This is a genomic window from Microvirga calopogonii (genome assembly GCF_003347665.1).
Taxonomy (GTDB): Bacteria; Pseudomonadota; Alphaproteobacteria; order Rhizobiales; family Beijerinckiaceae; genus Microvirga; species Microvirga calopogonii.
This window is the reverse complement of the sequence record NZ_QDGA01000022.1, coordinates 19,511-43,969: the sequence shown is the minus strand read 5'-3', so window position 1 is coordinate 43,969 and position 24,459 is coordinate 19,511. Positions and strand designations below refer to the sequence as shown.

Sequence of the window (24,459 nt, the reverse complement as noted above, 5' to 3'; positions counted from 1 at the left end):
CCCAGCTTCCAGTGGAAAGGTCCGGTCATGCCGTCAAAAATCGTCGTCAGGCCCGTCGGCGCAGCGATAGCCGACAAAGCATTGCGGATTGTCATCGCTGGGCACATAGGCAGGTTGGGGATATTGGTCGACTTGGCAATAGCGGGCATCCCGGACGAAGCGTCCATAAGTGTATTGGCCCGTACTCAGAACGATAGCACCTCGCGAGCTCACCAGATTGCGGTCGGCTGAGCAGGGCCGGCCTGTCGTTGACGGGCCGACCTGAGCCAGAGCTCCTGTCGACAGAAAGATCAACGCGAGAGTTGAAGTCAGACGGGGCATGATGATCTCTCCATTGCACGTGTTGGCAACCGGGGCGCCAGGAAACAGCGCCCACCGTGTTTACTCGTTGCTCGCCCGTACGAAGCGGGGCATCGCCTCCAGCGACCGCTTGGTCGCATTCGGCAGCACGATGTCGCCGTCCTTGAACGTAAATTGGCTGACGGGCACCGCGGTCAGGTGCTCCCCGAGATTGAGGAAGCCGCCCGTGCCGACGATGGCGTAGGTGGCTGTCTTGTCAGGTGCGACGATCAGGTCTGCGACATGACCAATCCGCTCGCCTTTGTCGTTGTATATCTCGCGTCCGAGGATCTGGTTCTTCACGCTGAAGCCGCTGTAGAGCACCCGCACGTCCGTGATGGCAACACCGATTGTCGATGAGCCCGCGATAGGATCAGTGCTGGCACTGCCCGTCGTTGCCGGGATGCTGGCGCTCGTCGGCACCATTCTGGTTTGATCCGCCGCCGAACGTTCCTCGGCACGCTCGATCTTCGGAGGCTTCCAGGTGCCGTTCAGGATCGACGGGGCGGTCTCCTTAGGCCAGTAAAGGCGCAGCATCAGGTTCATGTCGCCTTTGGGAGCCGGCAGCCAGTTATCCTCCTTGCCCGCGCCAGGGGATTCATTCTGGAGGTAGCGGTCGATGGACCCATCCGGATTCTGGGCAAGTCTGTTGCGCTCGCTCAGCGTGTAGCGGTTGAGCGGATTGCCGACGAAGAAGAACTGCGAGTCGTACATGGTCAACGACCAGAAGCCCTCGACTGGAGGCAGCTGTCCCTTGTCGAAATGGAGGACGTACTTCTCCGTTCCTGTGAGCTTGCGACCCGAAGAGTCCACGCTGGTGACCGGATAGACGGCGTCCTGCGGCAGGTTGGCGCCCAGCCCGAAGGCCGCGACGGTGGCGCGCTTGGGATAATCGATTCCGTAACGCCCGAGCGTCGTGGCGACCATCCAGCCATTCTCGATCTCGCCGATGGCTCGGACGCCTCCGGCGATTTCCTCCCAGCCTGCCCGGTGGGCGCGTTCGACACCCTTCGCAATTTCGGGATCGAGCTGGTCGGTGTCGAATGCATGCCCGGGAACGATGCCGATCTTCGCCATGCGGGCGAGTATCGGTGCATCCTCCGCAGGAGGTGGATTGTCCTTCATCAACTGCGCCAGCAGGCTAAAGAACGGGCCGGGCTCAAGGCGGTTGACCTGCTTGCGCACCGACGTCTTCATGTCGATCCCGGAGTCCACCTTTCCTGCGGGTGGGGTATAGGGCCTGCCATAGGCGCTGAGCGGGACTAGCTTGATCTGATCCTGCAGCGCCCAGACGGCCCTGTAGTCTTCCGGTGTGCCAGTCGAATAGATCCGGCCGAGGATCCAGACCATGCTGGTCGGCGATTTGATTTCCTTAACTCCGTTCGGCAACGTGCCGCGCCAGTTCGGTCCTGTGATGGCGTAGGACTGGGGGCCGGTGCCGGTTGTGCGCTTGCCGGGATCGGCAATGACGTTGGTCCAGGCGGAGAGCATCGGGAAGAGGAAGTAGCGTCCGTTCATGTCAGGCAAGGAGATCACATAAGGCTCTTGGCCGACATCCACGAAGCCTGCGGTATACAGGGTGTCGGCATTCGGCGCGGTAACATCCCTGTAGGTTGCAGTTGGGTACTCGCGCAGGCTGACGACCTGGCCCATCGGAGCATGGCTTCCACTGGGCTGGGCGACGTTCGTGATAACGCGGCGGGTCATCTCCATCGTGACCAGTGGATAACCGTAGATGTAAGCGTCCCTGGCGATGGCGAAGGCCTCTTGCTCCTTGAGGCTGGCCGCGGACAGGCCGGGGCCGGCTTCAACAGCCTGTGCCCATACCGCAGATCCACTCAGAGCGGTGAGGGCGGTTGCCATCAGGGCTGCTGCGGTGATCCGTGATAGACTGCTTCGAGTCATTGGAAAGGCCCTCCAGTGCTGGTCATAGCAGGACGATGGGCCATTGTGGCTCATGAAAGCCGGTATGCTTGATCGATGCGGACAATCGCTTGATATTTCGCGACAGGTCAGTGTGTAGCTTTCGGTAGGAAAGCTTCAAAAACATGACCAGGTCTCGTGGAAGCCGTGGCGATCCAGTAACTGCGAGAGCTTTTTCCAAACGCCCTGGTGCTTGACCTCGCGTCGGATAGGCCGTCGAGCAACGCCGGGGTCTGCATCTGAGTCCGATGTCACTATCCTGACGAACAGTTGACGATCTGACGCCACGCGCGCAACATCTTCCATGGGGCGCCTTTGAAAGTCTGCCCATGATTGGGAGGGCGGCTCATGCGAAACACGCTTCCAATCTGGATTCTTACGGCTCTTGCATCCGTGATCGCTCCACTGCATGCCGGTGCTCAATCCAACATCCGTCGGGTTGAGGAAAGCCGTCCTCTTGTTCTGAGAGTGACACCGCGCGGCTCCAATCGACCAATCCCGGTTTATCTCGTCGGTATGACCTATGTGCCTAGGAGCGCTTTCGATCCGATCCCGCTTGCTGCTCCGCTTGGGCCGTCGGCGAACAATACGACGATCGTTCTACCGGAATCGTCTGCCTCCTGCTCCATCACTCGAGTGAACGGGAGATCGTTTGCGAGTTTCGGCTGCCTCGCTCAGTGAAAAGGAGCTCGATCCAATGGCTTGCCTGCTGCCCGATTCCGCCAGGCTCCATTCGTAGACTGATGGCCCCTTCCCAGATCGCCATACTACCGGCATCGGCTATTGGTTCGTCACATCCAGAGCCCTGCCGCGGAGCCGGGCGCTGTCGGCCTTCCATGACTGGGTGAAGGCCGAATTGACCATCGCGAAGAACTGATGGTGCTGGACCTTGGGCATGTATCAAACCGATGAGCGGCCGTGCGGGATTTTGCCGGCCGCTCAAGGATTTCGTCCGAAAGTTACCCGACGCGGGGGCGAAGCGGAGCCGCGGAGCCGAGGCCGAGGGTGGCGGGCTTCACGGCGAATGCTCCATCGCCGATCAGGACATGGGCGATTGCGGCGAGCGCCAGGAAGGCGGGATATTCCCAGCCTCCATTGGGAGCGTTGAAGACCCAGCCGTTCGGGGCATGGACGAGCAGGGCGCCCAGGAGGATCGGCAGGAGGACGACGGACACGGCGCGGCCGTAGAAGCCCAGCAGGATGGCAAGGCCTCCGATCAGCTCGGCCAGGATGATCGGCCATGCGAGAGCGGTCGGGAAGCCGACCTGTCCCAGAAAGCCGGCAAAGCCCGGTACGGTGAAGACGGCGATCTTCAGATAGGCATGGGCAATGAACATGATGCCAAGAGCCGCACGAAGGGCGAAAGCACCATAGGGAGCAAGGCGGGTGTCGATCATGGTATTGTCTCCGGGACCACTATGGTCCGTGTGGCAAGAACCTGATCTTTTCATCGATGCAATGCAATGGACCTGATTGCAGGGCAATCGTTGCCGAAATGCAAGAATGCCCCGCCAAGGGCGAGGCATCCTCCAGTCGGAATGCGCACGGCCGAGCGACCGAGCGATGTTCAGGCCGACGGAGCCGTCCAGGGAGCCCGCCCTTCGACCGGGTAGGCGGGATCGTTGTATCCGGGCGTCGAGGGATGACCCGTCGGGACGAGGCCGTCGACGAAGGCTTCGTCCTCGGCCGTGAAGCGATAATCGAGGGCCTTCAGATAGTCGTCCCATTGCTCTTCCGTGCGCGGGCCCGCGATCACCGCCGTGATGATGCGGTTGTTCAGAACCCATCCCACGGCGAACTGGCCCGCCGTGATGCCGCGAGCCTCCGCATGGCGCTTGATGTCCTGCGCGATCTGGAGGGACTCGGGCCGCCATTCGGTCTGCATCATCCGCTTGTCCTGACGGCCGGCGCGGCTCGATTCCGGCGGCGGCGCGTCAGGGCTGTACTTGCCGGTGAGGACGCCGCGCGCGAGGGGCGAGTAGGGCACGACGCCGAGGCCGTAGTATTGGCAGGCGGGCAGATGCTCGACCTCGGGCATCCGGTTCATGGCGTTGTAATAGGGCTGACTCACCACGGGCCGGTCGATGCCGAGATCATCGCAGAGGCGGCAGATCTCGGCGACGCGCCAAGCCTTATGGTTCGAGACGCCGAAATGCCGGATCTTGCCCTGGCGCACGAGGTCACCCATGGCACGTACCGTCTCGGCGAGGGGCGTCGAATAATCCTCCCTGTGGATGTAGTAGATGTCGATCCACTCCGTGCCGAGGCGCTTCAGGCTCGCCTCGGCGGCCTCCATGATGTGCCGACGCGAGAGACCGCGCTCGTTGGGGCCTTGTCCGGTTGGATTGGCGACCTTCGTGGCGAGCACCCAATGGGAGCGGTGAGGCGCGATGGCCCGTCCCGTGATCTCCTCGGAGATGCCCTCATTGTAGACGTCGGCTGTGTCGATGAAGTTCACGCCCGCCTCACGCGCCTTTGCGATGATGCGCGCGGAGAGAGCTTCGTCAGTCGGTCCGCCGAACATCATCGTGCCGAGGCAGATCGGTGAGACCTTGAGGCCGGATCGACCCAGGTTGCGGTAATCCATGTGAATCTCCGTCAGTGTGCATTCATCGGATAAGCATAGAGGCGCTCGATCAGCGCTTCGGCAGCGCACCAAGCGCCGACAGCTGCGCCTCGGCTTCAGCGACGGAGACCGCTCCGGGCTTGAGCCCTTCCCGCGCCATGCGCGCCCCCAGTTCCGTGAAGTAGGTGTTCGCCGGGACCGGCACACCGTGCAGGCGCCCGAGAAGTGCGATCTCGCCGTTGAGGTAATCCGTCTCGATGGACCCGCCGCCGCGCGCGAGGCTCTGAGTCGTCGAGCTGCCCAGGCGGTCGATCCCGGCAATCGGCTGCTGCTTCATGAGCTGCGCCCTGCGGGCATCGGCGGCGCCCACATCGAGCCACTGGATGCCGGCAGCCCTGTAGGCGGCTTCGGCCTCGGCGCGAAGCAGGCTTTCCAGATGCTTGTAATCGGCATCCATGCCGAGCGCAGCCTGCAGGATGTTGCTCAGGTTGAGAATCAGCTTGCCGTACTTGCTTTGCATCACGTCCTGCGACACGAAGGCCGCGACATTGGCCGCTTCCAGAGCTTCCGCAAGCTTCGTGTCGTGTCCGTTGCTTCCGCCTGGATAGCGCCCGATGTCGAAGATGCCGTGACGCGGAACGGAGAACGCGCTGACCTCGCCGGGCGCCGAGATCGCTGCCGGCATCATCACCGTCACGCCATGCACCTCGGGAAACAGGCGAAGGGCCAGCCGCTCGTTCGTGACGCCGTTCTGAACGCAGAAGATGGGCTGCCCGGCGACGCCCGCAGCACGCAGGCGTTCGAGAGCGGCGAGTGTGTCCTGGGTCTTCATCGTCAGCAGGATGGCGTCGTCCGGGCGGAAGTCGATCTCCGTCGGGTCGGACACGCAGGAGAACTTGGTCCGCTCGGTCTTCTCCGGCGTGCGCAGAAGTAGGCCGTCATCCTGGATCGCCTTGAGGTGGGCGCCGCGCGCGATGCCGATCACCTCCCGGCCCGAGAGCGTCAGGGCCGCGGCAACGGTCCCTCCAATTGCGCCGACGCCATAGACAATGATCCGCATGATGATCCTCGCGTGAAAGCTGAATGAGAGGGAAAATGACTCAAGTCTTCTTTAAGCGCGTTAGGCTGCGTGTTCCAGCATTAAGCGCGCTTTCGGCGAAGCGGCGGCGATACGCGGTCGAGGGTGCGCTGGAAAACATTTGAAGGTCCCCTCCACGCCATCACCGGCCTTGCGCCGGTGATCCGGATTGCTTGGCCGGGACAGGCCCGGCCATGACGTGGTTGGGCACTGTCATTCCGTGGCCGCGTAGCGGAACCCGGAATGACAAGGGTGCGATATTTACCGGAAAGAGGTGCTGCGTCTCAGTCCCGTGCCGCCCACACCATGCCGCGCTGGAGGATGGTGCGCATTTCCGGCACGTCGAACTCCTTCGCCACATGTCCGAGGGAGCTGTAAAACACGCGGCCCTGGCCGTGACGGCGCTTCCACACGACCGGCATGACCACGCCTTCGATCCAGGGAGCGTGCTCGCCCGAGAAGGTCGTCGTGGCGAGAACCTCGTTCGAGGGATCGACGTGCATGTAGTACTGTTCGGAATGATAGTCGAAATCCCGGATGCCCTGCATCACCGGATCGTCGGGCCGCGTGACGTTCACCCGGTAGTCGATGATGTTGCCCGGATGAGCCACCCATTGGCCGCCGCACATGAACTGGTACTCGACCGCCTCGCGGAAGGCATCGCCCATGCCGCCGTGAAAACCGGCGAGGCCGGTGCCTTCGCGGACGGCCCGGGAGAGATTGGAGACTTCCTCCTTCTCGATCTTCGACATGGTGAAGATCGGCACGATGAGGCTCATCGTGGAGAGCTGAGGGCTGGCGAATGCGCGCGTCGAGTTCTCCAGGTGTACCTGGAAACCCTCGTCCCGCAGCATCCCGGCCACGATTGCGGCGCATTGCTCCGGCTCATGGCCGTGCCAGCCGCCCCACACGATGAGTGCTTCGCGCATCGTTCGTACCTTCTTCTCTCTCGCTTCGATCGGTCTCAGGCGGCGGAGGCCGTCTCGGGCGGGCCTTTCCAGAGAGGCGCCGCGTCGGCATCCTCCAGCACGGCCGGGCGTTCGAGGGACGTCGTGATCGCCCGAGGCTGTCCGGTCGCCGCTCCTTCGAGGATGCTGTGCATCACTTCCAGAACATGCAGACCCAGGCGGCCGCTGGAACGGTGCGGGGTTCCGTTCAGCGCGGCGCTTGCGAGGTCGGCGAGGCCAAGTGCGCGGTAGTTCGCCTTGTCGGGAACGTCGGGAGCCCAGTTCGGCGAGCGCCAGTTGGGAGAGCCCAGCGGCATCTCGCTCGAGTCGACGGCGCGCCAGTCGCCGCCGCGCTCGGTGATCTCCACCTGACCGCCGAAGAAGTTAGGATCCGGCACCCGCAGCGAGCCTTCCGCGCCGTAGATCTCGATGGCCGGATGGCTGTGCTTCCATACGTCCCAGCTCATGCAGAAGGTGACCTGCGCGCCGGAGGCGAATTCGAGGAGCGACATCACATGCGTCGGTGTTTCGACGGGGATGCGATGGCCCTTGCGTGGCGACTCGGATGTCACGATGCGCTCGGGGAAACCGATGCTCGACATGGCGAACACGCGCTGGACGGGGCCGATCAGGTTGACAAGGGCGCTCAGGTAGTAGGGCGCCATGTCGAGGATCGGGCCGCCGCCGGGCTTGAAGAAGAATTCCGGATCCGGGTGCCAGTGCTCCATGCCGTGCGACATCAGGAACGCCGTTCCGGACAGGATGCGACCGATCTTGCCTTCGTCAACGAGATTACGGGCGAGACGTCCACCGGCGCCGAGGAAGGTGTCCGGGGCGCAGCCGAGAAGAAGGCCGCGCGCTTCCGCCTCGTCCACGAGCTTGCGGCCCTGCTCGAAGTCCACCGCCAGGGGCTTTTCCGAGAAGACGTGCTTGCCGGCCGAGAGAGCCGCGAGCGAGACGCCGAAATGGGCGGCCGGTACCGTGAGATTGACCACGAGGTCGATGTCCTGACGGCCGAGAAGCTCATCGACCGTCAGGGCCTCGATGCCATGGCGGCTCGCCTGAGCCTGCGCGACCTCCGGCTTCATGTCGGCGCAGGCGCGCAGGGTGAGGCCGCGATAGGCGGGGATGTTCCGGAGATAGATGCCCGAGATGTTGCCGCATCCGATGATGCCGACGTTGAGGGAGTTCATGATCCTAATCCTCGATGGTGCGCAGGAAGGCGAAGCTGTTGCGGGCGGTCGCGGCCGGGTCTGCCGGCTTGTCATGTTCGACGACCATCCATTCGGCCCCGGCGTCGCGGCACACGCGCCAGAGCTCGCGCCAGTTCAGGGTGCCCGAGCCGACATCGGCCCAGCCGTCCTGATCCTCGTTCTGCCCGGCGGGCGCGATATCCTTCACGTGGGCGGCCGTGATCCTGCTGCGGTAGCGGTCGATCCACTCCTTGGGATCCGCATTGCCGCGCACCAGCCAGGCCACGTCGATCTGCCAGTCGAGGGGGCTCGAACCGGCAGCCTCGAAGATCAGTTCGAGGGCCGTCTTCGCTCCGTCCTTCGGCTTCAGCTCCCAATGGTGGTTGTGATAGCCGAGGCGAATTCCCTGTCCCTGGAAGCGCTCCGCAATCTGTCCCAGTTCGCGGCCGAGCGAGCGCCAGCCGTCGGCATCCATGTCGCGCTGCTCGGGTGGAACCGCCGGCATGTAGAGATGGGTGAGACCGAGCGTCTTGCAGGCATCCACGATGGCATCGGGCTTGTCGCGCAGGGCCGCCATGCTGACATGGCTTGAGGAAGCTTTCAGACCGCGCGCATCGAGCTTCGCGCGGACCTCCGCGGCCTTGTCGAGATGCGAGCCGACCGCTTCCACGTAGCGATAGCCGGCGCTGGCCACCGTATCAAGGATCAGGTCGAGATCCTCGAGGGATCGCAAGGTGTAGAGTTGAATGGAGAGAATATCCGTGACGCTCATGGGGTCCTCAGGGTTCGTGAAAAGGGTGCGACAAGCCGTGCGGCGAGGTCTGTCGCGATGTTGGCGTGGTCACAGGCGCTCGCCGGTCTCGGCCGAGAAGAGGGACACCTGCGTGGGGTCGACGTGAAGCGTCATGCTCTCGCCCGGTGTGGCCCTGCGGCTGCCGGTCGTGCGGACCTGGACTGAGCCGATGGGATCGCTGCACCAGATGACCGTGTCGGCGCCCATGGGTTCGACGATGTCGACCTTGAAGCCCGGCCATGCTCCGTTGCTCGTGATCTCCAGATGCTCGGGCCGCACGCCGAGCACGACCTCCTGGCCGGCCGTCGGCGCTGTGGCGAAGGGATAGGCGGAGAGCGACAGGCGTCGGTCGCCGGCGAGGAAGCTCAGGCCCTCTCCGGTGTTCTCGAGCCGGCCCTTGATGAAGTTCATCTGCGGCGATCCGACGAAGCCCGCCACGAACAGGTTGGCCGGGCGGTGGTAGATCTCGTCGGGTGTGCCGATCTGCTGGATCTTCTGCTCCTTCATGACCACGATCCGGTCCGCGAGTGTCATGGCCTCGATCTGGTCGTGCGTGACGTAGACCATCGTGGTCTTGCCGAGCCGGGCATGAAGCCGCTTGATCTCGACTCGCAGCTCGTTCCTCAGCTTGGCGTCGAGGTTGGAGAGTGGCTCGTCGAACAGGAACACGGCGGCATCGCGCACCAGGGCGCGGCCGATGGCGACGCGCTGGCGCTGGCCGCCGGAAAGCTGGTCGGGGCGCCGGTCGAGGAGCGGCGTGATCTGAAGGAGTTCGGCGGCCTTCGCGACGCGCTTCTCGATCTCGGGCTTCGGTGTCTTGGCCATCTTCAGGCCGAAGGACATGTTCTCGCGCACGCTCATGCGGGGGTAGAGGGCATAGGACTGGAACACCATGGCGATGCCGCGATCCTTGGGCTCTTCCCAGGTGACGTTCTTGCCGTTGATCCAGATCTGCCCCTCGGCCACGTCGAGCAGGCCCGCGATGGCGTTGAGCAGGGTGGACTTGCCGCAGCCGGAGGGTCCCAGCAGGACGATGAACTCGCCCTCATCGATATCGAGCGAGAGGCCGTCGAAAACCTGAACGGCTTCGAATGCGACGGTCACGTCACGAACGGAAACGGTCGACATGTCTTATCCCTTCACAGCGCCGGCGGCGATGCCGCGGACGAACCATCGTCCGGAGACGAAGTAGACGACGAGCGGGACGAGCGCCGCGAGCATGGTCGCGGCCATGTCCACGTTGTAGGCGCGCTCGCCTTGCGTCGAGTGAACGATGTTGTTGAGCTGCACGGTCATGGGCAGGTTCTCGCGGCCCGCAAAAGTCAGGCCGAAGATGAAGTCGTTCCAGATGCCGGTGGTCTGCAGGATCGTCGCCACCACCAGGATCGGCGTCGACATGGGCAGGATCACTCGGAAGAAGATCGACCAGAACCCGCCGCCGTCGATGCGCGCGGCCTTGAACAGCTCAATGGGCAGTCCCGCGTAATAGTTGCGGAACAGAAGCGTCATCGTCGGCAGGCCGAAGATCACGTGCACCAGCACGATGCAGGTGAGCGAGTTGTAGATGCCCGTCATCGAGAAGATGCGCACCAGGGGATAGAGAAACACCTGATACGGGATGAAGGCGCCGAGCAGCAGGATGCCGAACATCACATTGGCGCCTTTGACCCGCCAGAACGACAGGGCATAGCCATTGATGGCGCCTGCGACGATCGAGAGGATCACGGACGGGATCAGGATCCGCACCGAGTTCCAGAACCCGACGCTGATGCCGTTGCATTCCAGGCCCGTGCAGGCGGAGGACCAGGCCTTGCTCCACGCCTCGAAGGTCATGGCGGCGGGCAGGGCGATGATGTTGCCGAGCCGGATCTCGTCCATGGGCTTGAGCGAGGTCATGACCATGATCCAGAGCGGCAGCAGGAAGAACAGGGCAGCCGTGACAAGGAAGGCATAGACGCCGATGCGGCCGATCGTGAGATGCTGCGGGCGGCGGCCCTGGGGCACCAGGGTGCTCATGCGTGCCTCCCTTCCTGGCGGATGTAGCGGGCATAGACCCACGGCGCGAGGACGATCACGACGGTGATCAGCATCATGGTCGCGGCGGCCGTTCCGAGCGCGATGTTGTTGCGCTCGAAGAGGTGGTCCATGACGAACTTGGCCGGCACTTCGGTGGCGATGCCGGGACCGCCCAGAGTCATGGCGACGACGAGGTCGTAGAGCTTCACCACGCCGGTTGCGAGAAGCACGACGGCGGTGACGATCATGGGGCGGAGCAGGGGGATGACGACGGAGGTGTAGACGCGCCAGGTCGGAATGCCGTCGACCTTGGCCGCCTTCCACAGGTCCTTGTCCACTCCGCGCAGGCCGGCCAGCAGGATGGCCATGGTGAGGCCCGCGCCATGCCACAAGCCTGCGATCACGATGGTGTAGATCGCCATCCTCTGGTTCACGAGCCAATCGAACGTGAAGCTCTCGAAGCCTAAGTCGCGCACGAGCTTCTGCAGGCCGAGTCCCGGATTGAGGAACCACTGCCAGGCGACGCCGGTGACCACGAAGGACATGGAATAGGGATAAAGGAAGACCGTCCGGAAGAGCCCTTCGCCGCGCACGTTCTGATCGATGAAGACCGCCAGCAGGAAACCGATGATCAGGCAGCCCGAGATGAACAGGATGCCGAAGATGACGATGTTCTCGGCCGAGGTGACGAAGCGGTCATTGACGAAGAGGCGGCTGTACTGCGCAAGGCCGACCCAATCGAGCTTGGGCAGGAGGGTCGAACTCGTAAACGAGAGCCGCACGGTCCAGAGCATGCAGCCGATATAGACGACGAGAACGACGAGAGCGGTCGGCAGGAGGGCAATGGCGGCGGGCAGGCGTGTTCGCACGCTGCGTCGGGTCTTCGTGCCGCTCGGGTTGACGCTGGGAGCGCGGATCGAGATCGTTTCCACCGGACAGGCTCCATGGAGAGTGTTCGAACCTCAGGCATGGGTGCCTCGCCCCGTGTCACGGGGCGAGGCGAACGACGCTCAGGTCGCATCCCGCATGGCGTTGGTGACCTTCTCCATGAAGGCATCCGCCGACATGTTGGGAGTGTTCCAGTACTGGGTGACGGCATCCTGCATGGCGCCGGAGAAATTCGGCGTGCTGAGGAGTTCCATCGCCTCGACCTGATTGGCCGGATCCTTCAGGACGGCGTGGGATTTCTGGGCGCAGACATCCATGGACGAGACGTCCACATCCATCCGCACCGGGATCGAGCCCTTCTTCTTGTTGAACTCGAGCTGGGTGTTCGGATCGAGCAGGACCTCGATGAGCTTGTCCTGGGTCGCGAGGGCGGCCTTGTCCTTGGTCGCCGGGAAGACGAACACGTCACCGCCGATGACCTCCTTGGGGCTTTCGCCTACGAGGGTGCAGCCATATTCCTTGCCGGGCGTCTGGCCGGCCGCGGTGAACTCGCCCTTGGCCCAGTCGCCGTTGAAGTGCATCGCGGCCTTGTTGGTGATCACGAGAGCGGTCGCGTCGTTCCAGTTGCGCCCGGGGCTGCCGGGATCGACAAGGCCGCGCATCTTGCCGAAGAGCTCGACCGTTTCCTTGAACTTCGGATCCTTCGTGATCTGCGGGTCACGGGCTCCGTAGAGCTTGCGGAACATGTCCGCGCCGCCATGGCCGACGAGCACCGCCCGGAACAGGTTGTGCTCCCAGGTCGGCTGGCCGCCGAGTGCAATCGGGATGACTCCCTTGGCCTTCAGCTTCTCTCCGGTCGCGACCAGTTCGGGGAAGGTTTTCGGAACGTCGAGGCCCGCATCCGCAAAGATTTTGGTGTTGTAGAACATCCAGTTCTGGCCGTGGATGTTGACCGGAACAGCGTAGAATTTGCCGTTGCGCACGGAAGCATCCACGATCGGCTTGGGCATGATCTCACGCCACTTGCCGGCTTTGGCGATCGCATCCACGTCGCGCACCAGATCATTGCTGACCAGTTCGTCGAACTGCTTGCCGGTGTTGAACTGCATCATGGTGGGGGGATTGCCGCCCACCATCCGGTTAATGCCGGCCGTGCGGGCATTGGCACCGCCCGCGATGGCGTTGTCGACCCAGGTGCCGCCGGCCTTCGTGAACTGATCTGCGAAGACCTTCACGGAGGCGGACTCACCAGCCGATGTCCACCAATGCAGAACCTCCGCCTTCATCTGCTGAGCCATCGCTCCGGTGCTGCAGAAAAGGGCAACAGAAAGGGTATACGCGGAAACGCGTGTCTTCATGCTCATGGCTTCCTCCCAGAAGCGTTTTATCGATTTTTGTAATCGATTACATCTTGCGATATAGGTTGTAGTGGCTTTTTAGATTAGTCAAGACATGAGTTGAGGTAAGTTATTTCCTATGAGAGAAGGTAACGTATCTTGCTGACGGCGCGGAGGTAACCTGCATGAGCCGGAAAAGCTGGCGCTCGGTGAAGGAGATACGCATTGCCGATGTGGCTCGACTTGCCGGGGTATCGACCGCCACCGTCAGCCGCGTCCTCTCGGAGCCGGGAAAGGTGCGACAGAAAACGCACGATCTCGTGATGGAGGCGGTGCGCCGGAGCGGCTACATCCCCAACAGCACGGCGCAGAAACTGCGCACCCGCCGCACCATGAATGTGCTGGTGGTGGCGCCGCGTCTCACCAATCCGGTCTTCGCCGAGATCCTCCGCGGCGTGGACGACGAACTGACGCAGTCGGGCTATGGCATCATCATCGGCAATCTGGACAATCGCAGGGAGCGTGAGGCCCGCTATGTCGACCTCGCCCTGTCCCGGCAGGTGGACGGCGTTCTTCTGCTGACGGGATACATTCCGGAGAACGGTGCCCGCGACATGCGGGAATCCGGGCTTCCGATCGTGGCCGTGTGTGCGGCCATCGACGATGACAAGATCCCGAAAGTGGTCGTCGAGGATCGCGAGGCGTCCCGCAAGGCCGTCGAATATCTGGCGGGGCTCGGACATCGCCGATTCGGCTACATCTCGGGAACGCCGGGTTCGATCATCGAGCACGAGCGGTTCGGAGGGTTCCGGGAAGGCATCGAGGCGACGGGCTGCGGCCAGGACGACTTCGTGCGCTGGGAGGGGCCGTTCGTGTTCGCGACGGGTGTCGCGGCGGCCGAATCCTTCCTGAGGATGAAGGATCGCCCCACGGGCATTTTCGCCGCCTGCGACGAGAGCGCCATAGGCTTCATCAAGCGCATCAGGGAGGAGCGAATCCGCGTTCCGCAGGATGTGTCCGTGATCGGTTTCGATGGAATCGAATTCGCCGATTACACGGAACCGACGCTCACCACGTTCCGGCAGCCCCTGCACGAGCTGGGACGTGCCGGCGCCGACGTTCTCATGAAGCTGATCCAGGACGACATGAAGCCTGAAGACTGGAACATCCGGCTGCCGCTGACTCTGCTGGAGCGCGATACCACCGGACCGGTTCTGCACAAGGACTACCAATCCCTGCGGCGCTCCTCGATCTGAGCGCGCTGCATCGACGATAATTTTTTCAAGGATGAGGAGAACGCCATGCAGCCGGTCCGTTGGGGAATCCTGAGCACCGCGAAAATCGGCCGGACGAAAGTGGTTCCGGGCATGATGAAGAGCCCGCTCTGCGACGTGGTCGCCGTTGCGTCCCGGGACGAGGAATCCGCTCGCGCCATGGCGAAGGAGCTCGGCATCGCAAAGGCCTATGGCTCCTACGAGGCGCTGCTCGCCGATCCGGACATCGAGGCGATCTACAACCCGCTTCCCAATCACCTGCATGTGCCTATGACCCTGGCGGCCGCTGCCGCGGGCAAGCATGTGCTGTGCGAGAAGCCGATTGCCATCACGGCCGACGAGGCGGAGCAGCTCCGGCAGGCCGCATCGCAGGTGCTGATCGCCGAAGCCTTCATGGTTCGCCATCATCCGCAATGGCAGCGCGCCCGCGCGATCATCCGAAGCGGCGAGATCGGGGAGCCGCGCGCGATGCAGATCGTCTTCTCGTATTTCAACGTCGACCCGGGCAACATTCGCAACAAGGCCGATATCGGCGGGGGAGGGCTCCTCGACATCGGCTGCTATGCCGTCGCCGCAGGGCGCTATTTCTTCGAGGCCGAGCCGCTCCGGGTCGTCACGCTGATCGATCGCGACCCCGCCTTCGGCGTCGATCGGACCACGAGCGCCCTGATGGATTTCGGCGCCGGGCGGCAACTGGCCTTCACGGTCTCGACCCAGGCCGTGCCGTACCAGCGGGTCCAGATCCTCGGGGCGAAAGGGCGGGTCGAAATCGAGATTCCCTTCAATGCGCCGCCCGGTACCCCGACCCGCATCTTCGTCGACGACGGCAGCGCCCATGGCAACCGCTCCGCCCGGGCCATCGAGTTCCCGGCAGTGGACCAGTATCAGCTCCAGGGAGAGGCGTTCAGCCGCGCGATCCGTGGTACCGCGCCATTGGATTATGGTCTTGAGGATGCCGTCATGAACATGCGCATCCTGGATGCGCTGCGGCATTCAGGAAAAACCGCTGCGTGGGAACCTGTCTTGGCCGGCTGAGATCCGACAGATGGCCGCCACATAAGCCAGCCAGTATCGGTCGGGTGGAAGAGCCTCGTGCGGGCCCGGCGACACGACCCACCTGGGCTAACTAAAGCAAGCCTTGGCGCAGTCTCCTCAGGTTACCGCGACGTCACCTGACAGAGCGCTAACCTTGTGCCGCAGATGAGTAACCAGCAGTCCCGCGCCAATGGTCAAGCAATCGCGATGTCCCCCGGGTACCTGGATCACCTCAAGTCGAGGGCTGAGGTGCCGCCATGAACGGCCGTCGTGGTCGGCCGAGTAAAAGACGACAGGCACATCAAGTGGCGCCGGACGATATTGCGCCATCGCGATTGAATAGGTTTCCCATAACGATGGCGGGATCTCTTTATTGGGATTGGACAGAGCATCGAACATCTTGGCAATCTGTTGGCTTGCCGGCAGCTTGGAAAACTGCTTCTGCAGCGTAGAGATCTGCTCGCTTGTCGACCGCTTGAAGAACCTCTCCAGGCAGGCCATCAGCTCAAAGGTCCAGCGCAGCCGACGAGGTGAAACCATGTGCTCCATGAGCCCGAGTATTGCCCGTGGCACTGGACGTGCATTGACCGTCGGGGGGTCGACCATCGCGACCAATTCTACCTTGCGACCAGATGCCATCAACTGGCGGGCTGCTTCAAACGCCACCATCGCGCCGTTGCATTTGCCGCCCAGAACGACGGGGCCGCTCGGGTGCCTTTCCAGGATAAGCGGTAGGCGGTCGGTGGCCATCTTCTCGATCGACGATGGAATCGGCTCACCACGAAGACCATGGGGATCGATGGTGATGATCGGATGATCATGCCCGATGAGCTTCACCATTTGCCTCATACACGAACTGCCGCTGACGAGGTCCCCGTTAAAGAAGAACAGGGGCGTCCGGTTGCTGTCAGCATTGAAGTGGAAGAACGGCGTTGCCGGCATGGCTGCTTTCGTGGCGAGTTTTGCGGCAAGCTGACGGATGGTTTCTGCCCCGAACAGGATCGTTTCCGGTACGGAATGGCCGATGATCTGCTCGACGTGCATGAGCATTTCCATCGCTAAAAGAGAGTCACCGCCACTGTCAAAAAAATCATCGTCGACCGTCATAGCTTCGAACTTGAGCAGCTTCCGCCATAGGCGCAGCAACTCAGATTCCAAATCCAATGGCTGTTCAGTCACATCACGCACAGGCGCCGCCACCGGACGGTCCAACAGGGCGCCATGAGACTCGCTCAGCCATCGTCGTTGAACCTTTCCCGTTGCCCCCTTCGGCAGCTGGCCGAGGATGAGGATGCGGCGGGGAATCTTGAACGAGGCTAGCTCGCTCCGCAGAAACTGGCGTAGGTCCGCCGGTGTGGTCCGCGCTCCAGGCCGGAGAACGACGGCAACTGCAACGTCCTCGCCGAGGCGCGGATGGGGGATTGCGAAAGCTGCGGCCTCGGCTACTGCCGGATGACGTTGCAGCGCAGAATCAATCTCGGCTGGAGCGATCTTTTCGCCGCCACGGTTGATCAGTTCGCTCAAACGGCCATGGAGGGACAGGAAGCCGTCTCTGTCTAGGCTGCCAATATCGCCTGTGCGAAACCAGCCCCTTACGAAAGCAGCCTGATTGAGTTCCGGTGCATCGAGGTAACCAGACATCACAGTGGGTCCACGGATCCAGACCTCACCCCGCTCGCCAGGCGGTACGGGATCTCCATCTCCACCAACAATGGCCACTGTATCGGGCCAAGGTTTCCCGCAGGTCCCTGGCTTGTTCAGGCCGGGTTGTGGCTGATTGGCAGCAATCTGCGCCGCCTCGCTGGAGCCGTAATGCTCCAGCACCGGCACCCCCAAAATTCCCTGCAGACCGTTCTGCACCTCCTTTGGGAGGGGGGCCCCGCCGGATAGAACGAAGCGCAAAGTGTGCGCCGCCTGCACCTCCACAAGGCTCGTTGCCTTGTCCAGCACAGCATTGTGCAGTGTGGGACCCGCTGAGTACCAAGTCGGCCGCAACGCATCGAACCACTCGTCCAGAGCCGGGACAGCAACGTTCGCGGGGATCGCAATGCTGCCGCCGGTCAGGAGCGGCGTAAAGATGGTGACTTTGAGCCCATGAGAATAGTACGGGGGCGATATGCTTAGACAGCGGTCTTGGGGTGTGAGGTCGAACCAGGCTTGGAGCCGGGCCGCCGCCGCCAGCATATTGGCATGGCTGAAGGGAATGAGTTTTGGCTGCGCGGTCGTGCCCGAGGTCTGCAGGATGAAGGCGGCTGAGCACGGATCTGGCTCTGCGTCGCTAGCAGGGCAATCGGAAGCCTGCACAGCAATAGCTAGCTCGAGTCGATCGTGTTCGATCAGTGCCGCTTCGATGATAGCAAGTCCCCTCTGCTGTGCGATCGGACGAACGTCGGAGGCACCACCTTGCGGCACGAGAAGAGCGTTCAGGCGCAGCATGTCCAGACGCCGATCGATTTCCGCCAGGCTCAGTCGTGGATCAAGAGGGACCGCAGTGCTGCAGCAGGCCACCGCCACAATGGCGAGAAGTGCCTCTGGGCCATTGGGCATCAGCACTCCGATCCGGGCGCGGCAATCAAAACCAGCTTTGCGCAGTTGTCGGCGGATCTCGGCCAACTGGCGCTGCAGATCCTGGTAAGTCAGAGGTGCAAATCCGGAAGAGACAATGGCAGGCTGGTGCGGAGAGCGCCTGGCATTCTGACCTATCATTTGTCCCAATGTGAGTTGGACTTCAGATTTCCTGTCATTGATAGAAGGTGAGGCTCCGTCGGAGCAAACCGTGCGAGCTGATTTCTCCATACGCAGGAACAAATCCTCCTCCCAGAAATGGGTACCCTTTTGGCCTCAAATGTGGCGAATTATCGCGAGAACGTGACGACCCTGGGCTTAGATTGAACTAAGTCACGTTAATCTCATAGGGATCCGAAAGGACTAAATAGATGCAAGGAAGGCTGAGCAGCCTTCTCTATTGCTACGAAATCTAGCGGAGATGGGTACCTCAGAATATTCGTTTGATTTTCAACCTAGGTAAATTTCTCGTTGCTGGGAAATCGCATATGGGCCCAGCTGTGAAATTCCATTACAGGAGCCAGCCGCAACGAAGTGCCTGCGCATCTATGCGACCTCGGATGGCGAGTCGCATTTCGACGAAGTCCAATTGCCGACGATGAGGAAGTCGGAGCAACCCGATGCGGTGTCGTTTGACGTTACGGGCAGCTATCCGGCGCCCCGTGTCCGCATCACCCACCTCCCACCAGATCCTTCGCGGGGTTACTTGGCATACGGTCACAGAGCCGATGCTTATGATCAGAGTGGGTGGTCAGTGGAGTACGAAACGGGCGACGGAGAGGTGCGGCGGTCAATGGGCGCTCTTCACTAAGGCGAGGAGGTACATCGCTTCCACGTCGCCACCTCTTGAAGCCCGGTGGAGAATTTGGTCGATGGTTTCGTTCTCACCAGGCCAGTGTCTGTCGCAGACGGCAAGCACCTGTTCATAGAGAGCTCGATTCACAGGAGCGATGTCCCACGCAGAGGCGAATGCAGCCCTGATCTCCTCCGCTGAGGCGTCGGGCACGTCCGCGGCCACAAGCGGATAGGCAAGCTCGAACAGACCACCGGCGCCGACCGTATGTTGTTCGTCCGCAAGTGCCCTGATAACCCGCTGGACCGCTCGCCGGATAAGATGTTCACGCTCATGAACCATGGAAGCATCCCGATCGGCTGTGGAGGTCAGAAGCAAGGTGCCTCTCGGCAGGGTTGGTCCAGTCTGCTCCGACTTCGATGAGCCCTTCAGTTCCGGGTCGTGGGATGACCAGACGGCATCGAAAGATGGTTGTTCAAAATTCGGACCATCGCTGCGACCTCCTGTCTTGGTATGGCAAACCCGACCGCGCCGAAAGCAGGATGGTCGAACGCGAGAACCGATCCGTCGAGCTGTGCCACCTGAATGTACCATCTCGGTCGGTTCACGGTGGCAACGGTTTGACCTTCGAGCGGTGGCATCGGCAAGCCCTCGACCATGCGATGGCGGGTCTGGCCCAGGACCTTGATCAAGCTACTAAGCTGATCCAAATCCAGCACTATAGGGGATGGGGCTTGCCCAGCTGCGGCGAATTCAATGGCAACGGACTGGCGGTCTTCCGACACCTTAATGCCTAGTCTCATCTTGGCCATGCTTGCAAATTCCTCATCATCTGCACTGTATTGGAGCATCGGCCCCAGAAGAGCCCACATTCAAGACCCAATCCGATGTTCCACATCATTTAAAAGCGCATCGCCTTAGCCGGAAAAGCGGATCCCTTTGCCAAGCGATGCGGTACTGTATCGCGGAAAGTGACCTTTTACCAAGGACCCGATCAGGTATGGGTTCAGGCAACGTCTTGAACGCCGCGGGATTTCGGTCCGAACTGTGAGGTCGCGAAAAATCGGACATAGCTGGTCACGGGGTGATCGGCTCCACATGTCGTGCACGGCTGCTGTCCTATGTCAGTGCTCAGGCGCTGGCTGAGTAGGCCCTACCTGGAAGCTCACATATCTTGACAGCAATCGCGCCCAAATCCTACTGCTGGACCGTGACGATTGCTCGCTGCAATCTCAATCTCGTTGGTGAGTTGCTATGAACGCCGAAAACCAAAAGGCGACAGCCCTCAAAGCCTTAGGCGGTGGTTGGGCCCTCGTTGCGGCTCTTGGATGGGGCTTGTGGGCATGGTCGGTGCTGACTGATCGCACCAGGGAGATGTCGAGCCAGGCGGCGAGCCGGCAAAGTGATCTCGAAAGGATCTCAGCTGAGCGCGATCAACTGGCGGGCGAGCGTGACCAACTTCGGGCACAGATTGGAGACCTGCAGAACGCCGAGAGGCGCTTGATGCGGACAAAGGAGGAGGTCGCCCATCTGGAGTTCCTGCGGGTGCGGCTGAGTGAGGCTGTGGACCGGGCTCAGGCACAGCTTGGTGGGCGGCCAGCTCCGGAACCGCAGGCAAACTCACGGGTTGCACCGCCTCCAAGGCCATCGCCTCCTCTGTCGCAGCAACAGATCCGCACCGCCCAGGAAGCGCTCACCGAATTGGGCTTCGGTCGTCTGGACGCGGACGGTGTGATAGGACCCGGCACGCGGGCAGCGGTCGAGGCCTTTGAGCGCGCCCGCGGCTTGACCGTGACGGGCGAACTGACTGCTGGCACGGTTGAGGCGCTCGAAGAAGAGATTGGGAGTTCTCTCCGCTAGCAGACTGATAAGGCAATTGGGGCAAGGACTTTGCCCTGGAGACTGACAAACCCGAACGGCGATGGGGCTGGGGCAACGCTTCGCCTCTGAGCAAAAAACCGCTTGGATGGCGCTTGATCGGAGGCGATAGAGCCGGCGACTACCAGATTTTCGCCAAAGGCAGGACCAATGCAGCAGAAGGAAGGGGTTGCTGCGGAGGCTGGCGGCCAGATCCACAGCACTCGTCGCGGTAAGCCCGACCCGCCTTCAGGCGTCGGCCTTTCACAGATATCTTAGATCAGGCTGCTCAGATTGACCATATCGGTGCCCCCTCGGGCAAATTCGCGAATTCCTCAATAGAAGGGAGGCGCGGGGCCCGGGCCAGATGAAAAGCAAATGAGCGGAACAGATGACAGCCGGAATTTGATACCGTGTGCTACCGTGATTGTGGTTCCTGCCCATCACAGCCGCGATGGCTCTGTAACCGGGGTTAAGTCTCCTCAGCCCTTCTCGCAACAGGCCTGATGCGAGAAACGAAACTTTGATGCGATTTGGTTCCGCGGCTCTCGTGTCACGCCGGGCGCCAGTACTCTCCTGACCAGTCTGTTGTGCGAAATCCTGCATTCGGCCCTCTCGCCGTGAAAAGGGGCCCGCGCCAGCGATCTATCGCCTTCGCACTGCGGCAAGGCCTCTTCGATGATCGCATTCGCAGCTTGTCCAAAGCGCAAAGGAATGATCCGGGCAGGGATGATCGTCCCAGTGATCTGAGCCGAGGAGGACCATAGCGGGGGCAGCGTCAGCGCACACATTCAGTATCTGGTCGGCTCCAAGGCTCAACGGCAGAGAAAGATTCGGGTTTGTCTCAGCGAGGCGGGATGTCGACGAGCAGACCAGTCGGGAAGCGGGATGATCTGACACGAAGCTTCGCTTGCCGGTTCAAGAACTCAAACGTGGTAGTTGAGTGGCTGATGAGCTTAATGGCTCCAAACGGATGTCGATAATGCAACTGCATGGCTGGGTACGCCAAGGTTCATCGGTTGATCCTGTGATCAGGTGCGAGGCCGATGACAGATCTGCAGAAGGTGGATGTGGCAGAAATCCTGCTTGCAGGCTGCACTACGCTAGGACGGCATGGAAAGGCGGCCATTGCCTTCGGCGGCCTTGGCGGTGTCGCCGACATTGCATCCTCGAATCCGCGGAGTTTTGGAAAAACGTTACTTCGAGCTGTAAAAACGATTCAATTAATAGGAGTAACGGGGGGACGAAAACGAGCGCGGTTTTCGTGGTCCCCAGAGTCCTGCAGAAGGCCCGGCTGTGAGGGTGGGTGGACCGGATTTCCGCTGGGTATCGTGCCAAGCGAGCGTGGCAGCCATGCCTATGGTCATGCGGGCCGGCAATCTCGGCCCGAGAGCGATTTGCCGAGTCGCGGCATTCCTCCGATTGCAGAATGCGGGCACCGTCGTCAGCCCTTCCGTCCTGAACAATCGGTATGAGACCAATCATGCCCATATCGACCGCCCGCTTCAGGATCGCTCTGCTCTCTGAGCCCTCGGTAGGGGGGAGAGATGCGGCGTCCAGTTCATCAGCGTGGGCTCCGCTTAACGGCCTGCCCACCGACGTGCAATCGGGCCGGTGGGCAAACAATACCCTGGCAATTCAAAGATCAACGCACGGTCGGGCGTGCAAGCTGGAACGTCCAGGGTGGGGTGGGAGGTCCACGGTGGGCCAAGCTATTGGCGGCACGCTGGACTGCATCCTGCTTCCGCCGGTGAGGGCATTGCGGGATGCTGACGGCGCACCGCCTTCACGCGTACCCGCGGAGGATGCGCTGCTGCGACGGCCGCCACCTCGTCGCCGACCAACACACGGTGGACCACAAGGAGTTCGGCCGTTGCGAGGATCGCCTCCCGGTTTGCCCATACCACGGCCTCGGCCTGCCGCATGAGATGCTGAAGGTCCTGCTCGACCAGGGTGGTCACCTCCCGATCCCATTGCAGGAGGCGCTCTGCCTCTGCGGGCTCGATCCGGTGCGCGAGAGTCGCACCGAGACCGAGAGAAGCATGCAAGCTGGTCACGATTCGTGTGGCCTCTTGTAGGTCATGGGACGCCCCGGCATTGGCACCGCGGCCGAGGAGCGAGTCTGCTGCGCGGCCGGAGAGCAGTGCGAGCGCCCGCCGCTCCAGATCTTGGCGGCCGGGAACACCGGTCAGGAGGCGCAGCCTGGTTGCCCCTGCGGCATCGCCGGCAGGCTGAACGGTGACCTGCACCACCGCCAGGCCGAGCCTGTGGGCGACAATGGCATGGGCTGCCTCATGTATGGCCACAGCGCGGATCTCATCAGGGTGACGAGCGTCGGGCGGTGCGATCTCGGAGAGGAGGTCATCAAGACTCATAGGGCGGCCGGAAGAGCGTGCCCGGCGCCGGGCTGCCTTGACAGAGCCGGCGAGCATCGCGCCCGTGGCCCCTGAGCTCAGGCGCGCGGCAGGGGTTACATCGACCGCTGCGAGATCAGGACCCAGATGCTGTCGCAATATCCCGAGACGGCCCTGTTCATCGGGTGGCGTGATCTCGAACTGACGGTCGAAACGCCCGGGACGTAGCAGGGCAGGATCGATATTTTCCGGATGGTTCGTGGCCGCGATCAGCACAATGCCGGCCCGGCGCAACTCCTCCCATCGCATGAGGCAGTGCGTGACGACAACTGAGAAGAAGTCGCTGTTGCGGTCCGAGAGCTTGGCTCGGTTCGGAAGCGCATCAAGCTCGTCTACGAATCCGACCGCCGTTCGGGCTGAGGAGCTCCGAGCGGCCATCAACAAACCGTCGCAGAATTGGTCGATCTGCTTGATTATGTCGTTAAGATAGCCTGGGGAATTGCCGAACCACATGGCCACGCTCGTGGCACGAAACGGCACGCCCGCCTCTGCTGACAGAACTCTTGCCAGGAGTGTCTTGCCGGTGCCGGGCTTGCCCCAGAAGAGGGCGCCCTCAAGCTCGCGGGGATCGAGATCCCCAGCGCGAACCCGGGCAATATCGGCCACGAGCATTTCAGCCCAGACCTTCGCCTCGTCGTAACCAGTCAGGTCAGCGAGGGGGGGCAGCGTCTCCGCCTCTGGTGGGCCAACCCGGTGGCGCGCGGCGCGCTTCAATCGGGCCAGGTAGGCGCGCGGGGAGGTGGTGGTACCAGCACAGCGCAGTACCGCTGCCACGTCGCGTAGGTCAAGGCCCGCCAAATGCTCCGCTCGCACGAGTGGGGGCCGCCTGACACCGCACCACTTCGCAATCACCTGACCCACGAGAGCAGGGCTCAATGGCGGGATTGCGAGGGTATGATCGGCCGCCGCCACCAGGACCTGCGGGAGGAACGCCATGGACGGCGCGATGCCGATAACCGGACGCCCCAACGACATTGCGTGCAAGGCACTGTCCTCGCGGTTATCCGATGTGGACTTCTCCCGATAGGCTGCCCCAATCACCTCGACACGGCCCACGGCCAGATTTGCTATCGCATCCTGGACCGGCTCCACCCAGGCCGCACTCGGCACTTGCAGGACGATAACGATTGCCCTCCTGTCGCGCAAACCTCTTAAGGCGGCGCGGCTGAGCGCTGCCTTGACCGCGGCACGGGCGATGAGCTGCGTGGGCGAAAGGCTCGTCTGGTGGGACAGCGAGGAGCTGCCGCGTCGAGGGGCAGTCTTGGAGGCAAGGTCCATGAAGTCATTGAAGGAGGTCGTCTCGACGGTTGCGGCACCAGGCTGCAACGCTCCGCTCTCCTCGAAGGCCGGGTCCGAATCCGGTTCCTTCAGCGGCGGGAGGTCAGGGTACGGGGGTTCGGGCCGATTGGCACATCCGCAGGAGGACTGTTCCCGGCTGGAA

The 24,459-nt window shown here is 62.2% G+C and carries 19 protein-coding genes; 3 read left to right on the top strand and 16 right to left on the bottom strand.

Annotation, left to right across the window (positions count from 1 at the left end; all coding sequences use genetic code 11):
- Window positions 1-33 precede the first annotated feature (33 nt).
- The 12 genes from DDF70_RS17455 to DDF70_RS17400 all read right to left on the bottom strand — a co-directional run bounded on the left by DDF70_RS17455 (window position 34) and on the right by DDF70_RS17400 (window position 13,107).
- Window positions 34-321: a hypothetical protein gene (locus DDF70_RS17455; RefSeq protein WP_114946135.1), complete on the bottom strand. Its 288-nt coding sequence runs from the start codon at window positions 319-321 to the stop codon at window positions 34-36.
- Window positions 322-381: 60 nt separating this feature from the next.
- Complete coding sequence (locus DDF70_RS17450) at window positions 382-2,244, bottom strand: DUF1254 domain-containing protein (RefSeq protein WP_205772440.1); 1,863 nt, start codon at window positions 2,242-2,244, stop codon at window positions 382-384.
- Window positions 2,245-3,221: 977 nt separating this feature from the next.
- Window positions 3,222-3,659: a DoxX family protein gene (locus DDF70_RS17445; protein ID WP_114946134.1), complete on the bottom strand. Its 438-nt coding sequence runs from the start codon at window positions 3,657-3,659 to the stop codon at window positions 3,222-3,224.
- A 170-nt stretch (window positions 3,660-3,829) separates the two neighbouring features.
- Window positions 3,830-4,849, bottom strand: coding sequence for an aldo/keto reductase (locus tag DDF70_RS17440; protein ID WP_114946133.1), 1,020 nt, complete (start codon window positions 4,847-4,849; stop codon window positions 3,830-3,832).
- A gap of 49 nt (window positions 4,850-4,898) precedes the next feature.
- Window positions 4,899-5,888: a ketopantoate reductase family protein gene (locus tag DDF70_RS17435; protein ID WP_114946132.1), complete on the bottom strand. Its 990-nt coding sequence runs from the start codon at window positions 5,886-5,888 to the stop codon at window positions 4,899-4,901.
- Window positions 5,889-6,190: 302 nt separating this feature from the next.
- Window positions 6,191-6,835: a ThuA domain-containing protein gene (locus DDF70_RS17430; RefSeq protein ID WP_114946131.1), complete on the bottom strand. Its 645-nt coding sequence runs from the start codon at window positions 6,833-6,835 to the stop codon at window positions 6,191-6,193.
- A 35-nt stretch (window positions 6,836-6,870) separates the two neighbouring features.
- Complete coding sequence (locus DDF70_RS17425) at window positions 6,871-8,046, bottom strand: Gfo/Idh/MocA family protein (protein ID WP_114946130.1); 1,176 nt, start codon at window positions 8,044-8,046, stop codon at window positions 6,871-6,873.
- A 4-nt stretch (window positions 8,047-8,050) separates the two neighbouring features.
- Complete coding sequence (locus DDF70_RS17420; RefSeq protein ID WP_114946129.1) at window positions 8,051-8,818, bottom strand: sugar phosphate isomerase/epimerase family protein; 768 nt, start codon at window positions 8,816-8,818, stop codon at window positions 8,051-8,053.
- A 69-nt stretch (window positions 8,819-8,887) separates the two neighbouring features.
- Window positions 8,888-9,967, bottom strand: a complete 1,080-nt coding sequence (locus DDF70_RS17415) for an ABC transporter ATP-binding protein (protein ID WP_114946128.1) — start codon at window positions 9,965-9,967, stop codon at window positions 8,888-8,890.
- A gap of 3 nt (window positions 9,968-9,970) precedes the next feature.
- Complete coding sequence (locus tag DDF70_RS17410; RefSeq protein ID WP_114946127.1) at window positions 9,971-10,855, bottom strand: carbohydrate ABC transporter permease; 885 nt, start codon at window positions 10,853-10,855, stop codon at window positions 9,971-9,973.
- Window positions 10,852-11,778, bottom strand: a complete 927-nt coding sequence (locus tag DDF70_RS17405) for a carbohydrate ABC transporter permease (RefSeq protein WP_425374088.1) — start codon at window positions 11,776-11,778, stop codon at window positions 10,852-10,854. The genes DDF70_RS17410 and DDF70_RS17405 overlap by 4 nt, the downstream gene beginning before the upstream one ends.
- Before the next feature lie 87 nt (window positions 11,779-11,865).
- On the bottom strand, window positions 11,866-13,107 hold the full coding sequence (locus DDF70_RS17400) for an ABC transporter substrate-binding protein (protein ID WP_114946125.1): 1,242 nt from the start codon (window positions 13,105-13,107) through the stop codon (window positions 11,866-11,868).
- A gap of 158 nt (window positions 13,108-13,265) precedes the next feature.
- On the opposite strand from DDF70_RS17400, the gene DDF70_RS17395 reads away from it, so the two are divergent.
- Window positions 13,266-14,336 carry a LacI family DNA-binding transcriptional regulator gene (locus DDF70_RS17395; RefSeq protein ID WP_114946124.1) on the top strand — a complete coding sequence of 357 codons (1,071 nt, stop codon included), beginning with the start codon at window positions 13,266-13,268 and terminating at the stop codon, window positions 14,334-14,336.
- A 45-nt stretch (window positions 14,337-14,381) separates the two neighbouring features.
- Window positions 14,382-15,389: a Gfo/Idh/MocA family protein gene (locus DDF70_RS17390; protein ID WP_114946123.1), complete on the top strand. Its 1,008-nt coding sequence runs from the start codon at window positions 14,382-14,384 to the stop codon at window positions 15,387-15,389.
- A gap of 117 nt (window positions 15,390-15,506) precedes the next feature.
- On the opposite strand, the gene DDF70_RS17385 is transcribed toward DDF70_RS17390, so the two are convergent.
- From DDF70_RS17385 to DDF70_RS17370, 3 genes are all read right to left on the bottom strand, one after another.
- Window positions 15,507-18,197, bottom strand: coding sequence for an AMP-binding protein (locus tag DDF70_RS17385; protein ID WP_245435534.1), 2,691 nt, complete (start codon window positions 18,195-18,197; stop codon window positions 15,507-15,509).
- Between the two features lie 547 nt (window positions 18,198-18,744).
- Window positions 18,745-19,089: a hypothetical protein gene (locus DDF70_RS17375; RefSeq protein WP_114946121.1), complete on the bottom strand. Its 345-nt coding sequence runs from the start codon at window positions 19,087-19,089 to the stop codon at window positions 18,745-18,747.
- 86 nt (window positions 19,090-19,175) lie between these two features.
- Complete coding sequence (locus tag DDF70_RS17370; protein WP_114946120.1) at window positions 19,176-19,619, bottom strand: hypothetical protein; 444 nt, start codon at window positions 19,617-19,619, stop codon at window positions 19,176-19,178.
- Between the two features lie 631 nt (window positions 19,620-20,250).
- Between DDF70_RS17370 and DDF70_RS38090 the strand changes: the two genes are divergently transcribed.
- Window positions 20,251-20,607: a peptidoglycan-binding domain-containing protein gene (locus tag DDF70_RS38090; protein ID WP_245435533.1), complete on the top strand. Its 357-nt coding sequence runs from the start codon at window positions 20,251-20,253 to the stop codon at window positions 20,605-20,607.
- A 1,709-nt stretch (window positions 20,608-22,316) separates the two neighbouring features.
- Here the strand turns inward: DDF70_RS38090 and DDF70_RS17360 are convergent.
- Complete coding sequence (locus DDF70_RS17360; protein WP_162820465.1) at window positions 22,317-24,344, bottom strand: AAA family ATPase; 2,028 nt, start codon at window positions 24,342-24,344, stop codon at window positions 22,317-22,319.
- Window positions 24,345-24,459: the final 115 nt, after the last annotated feature.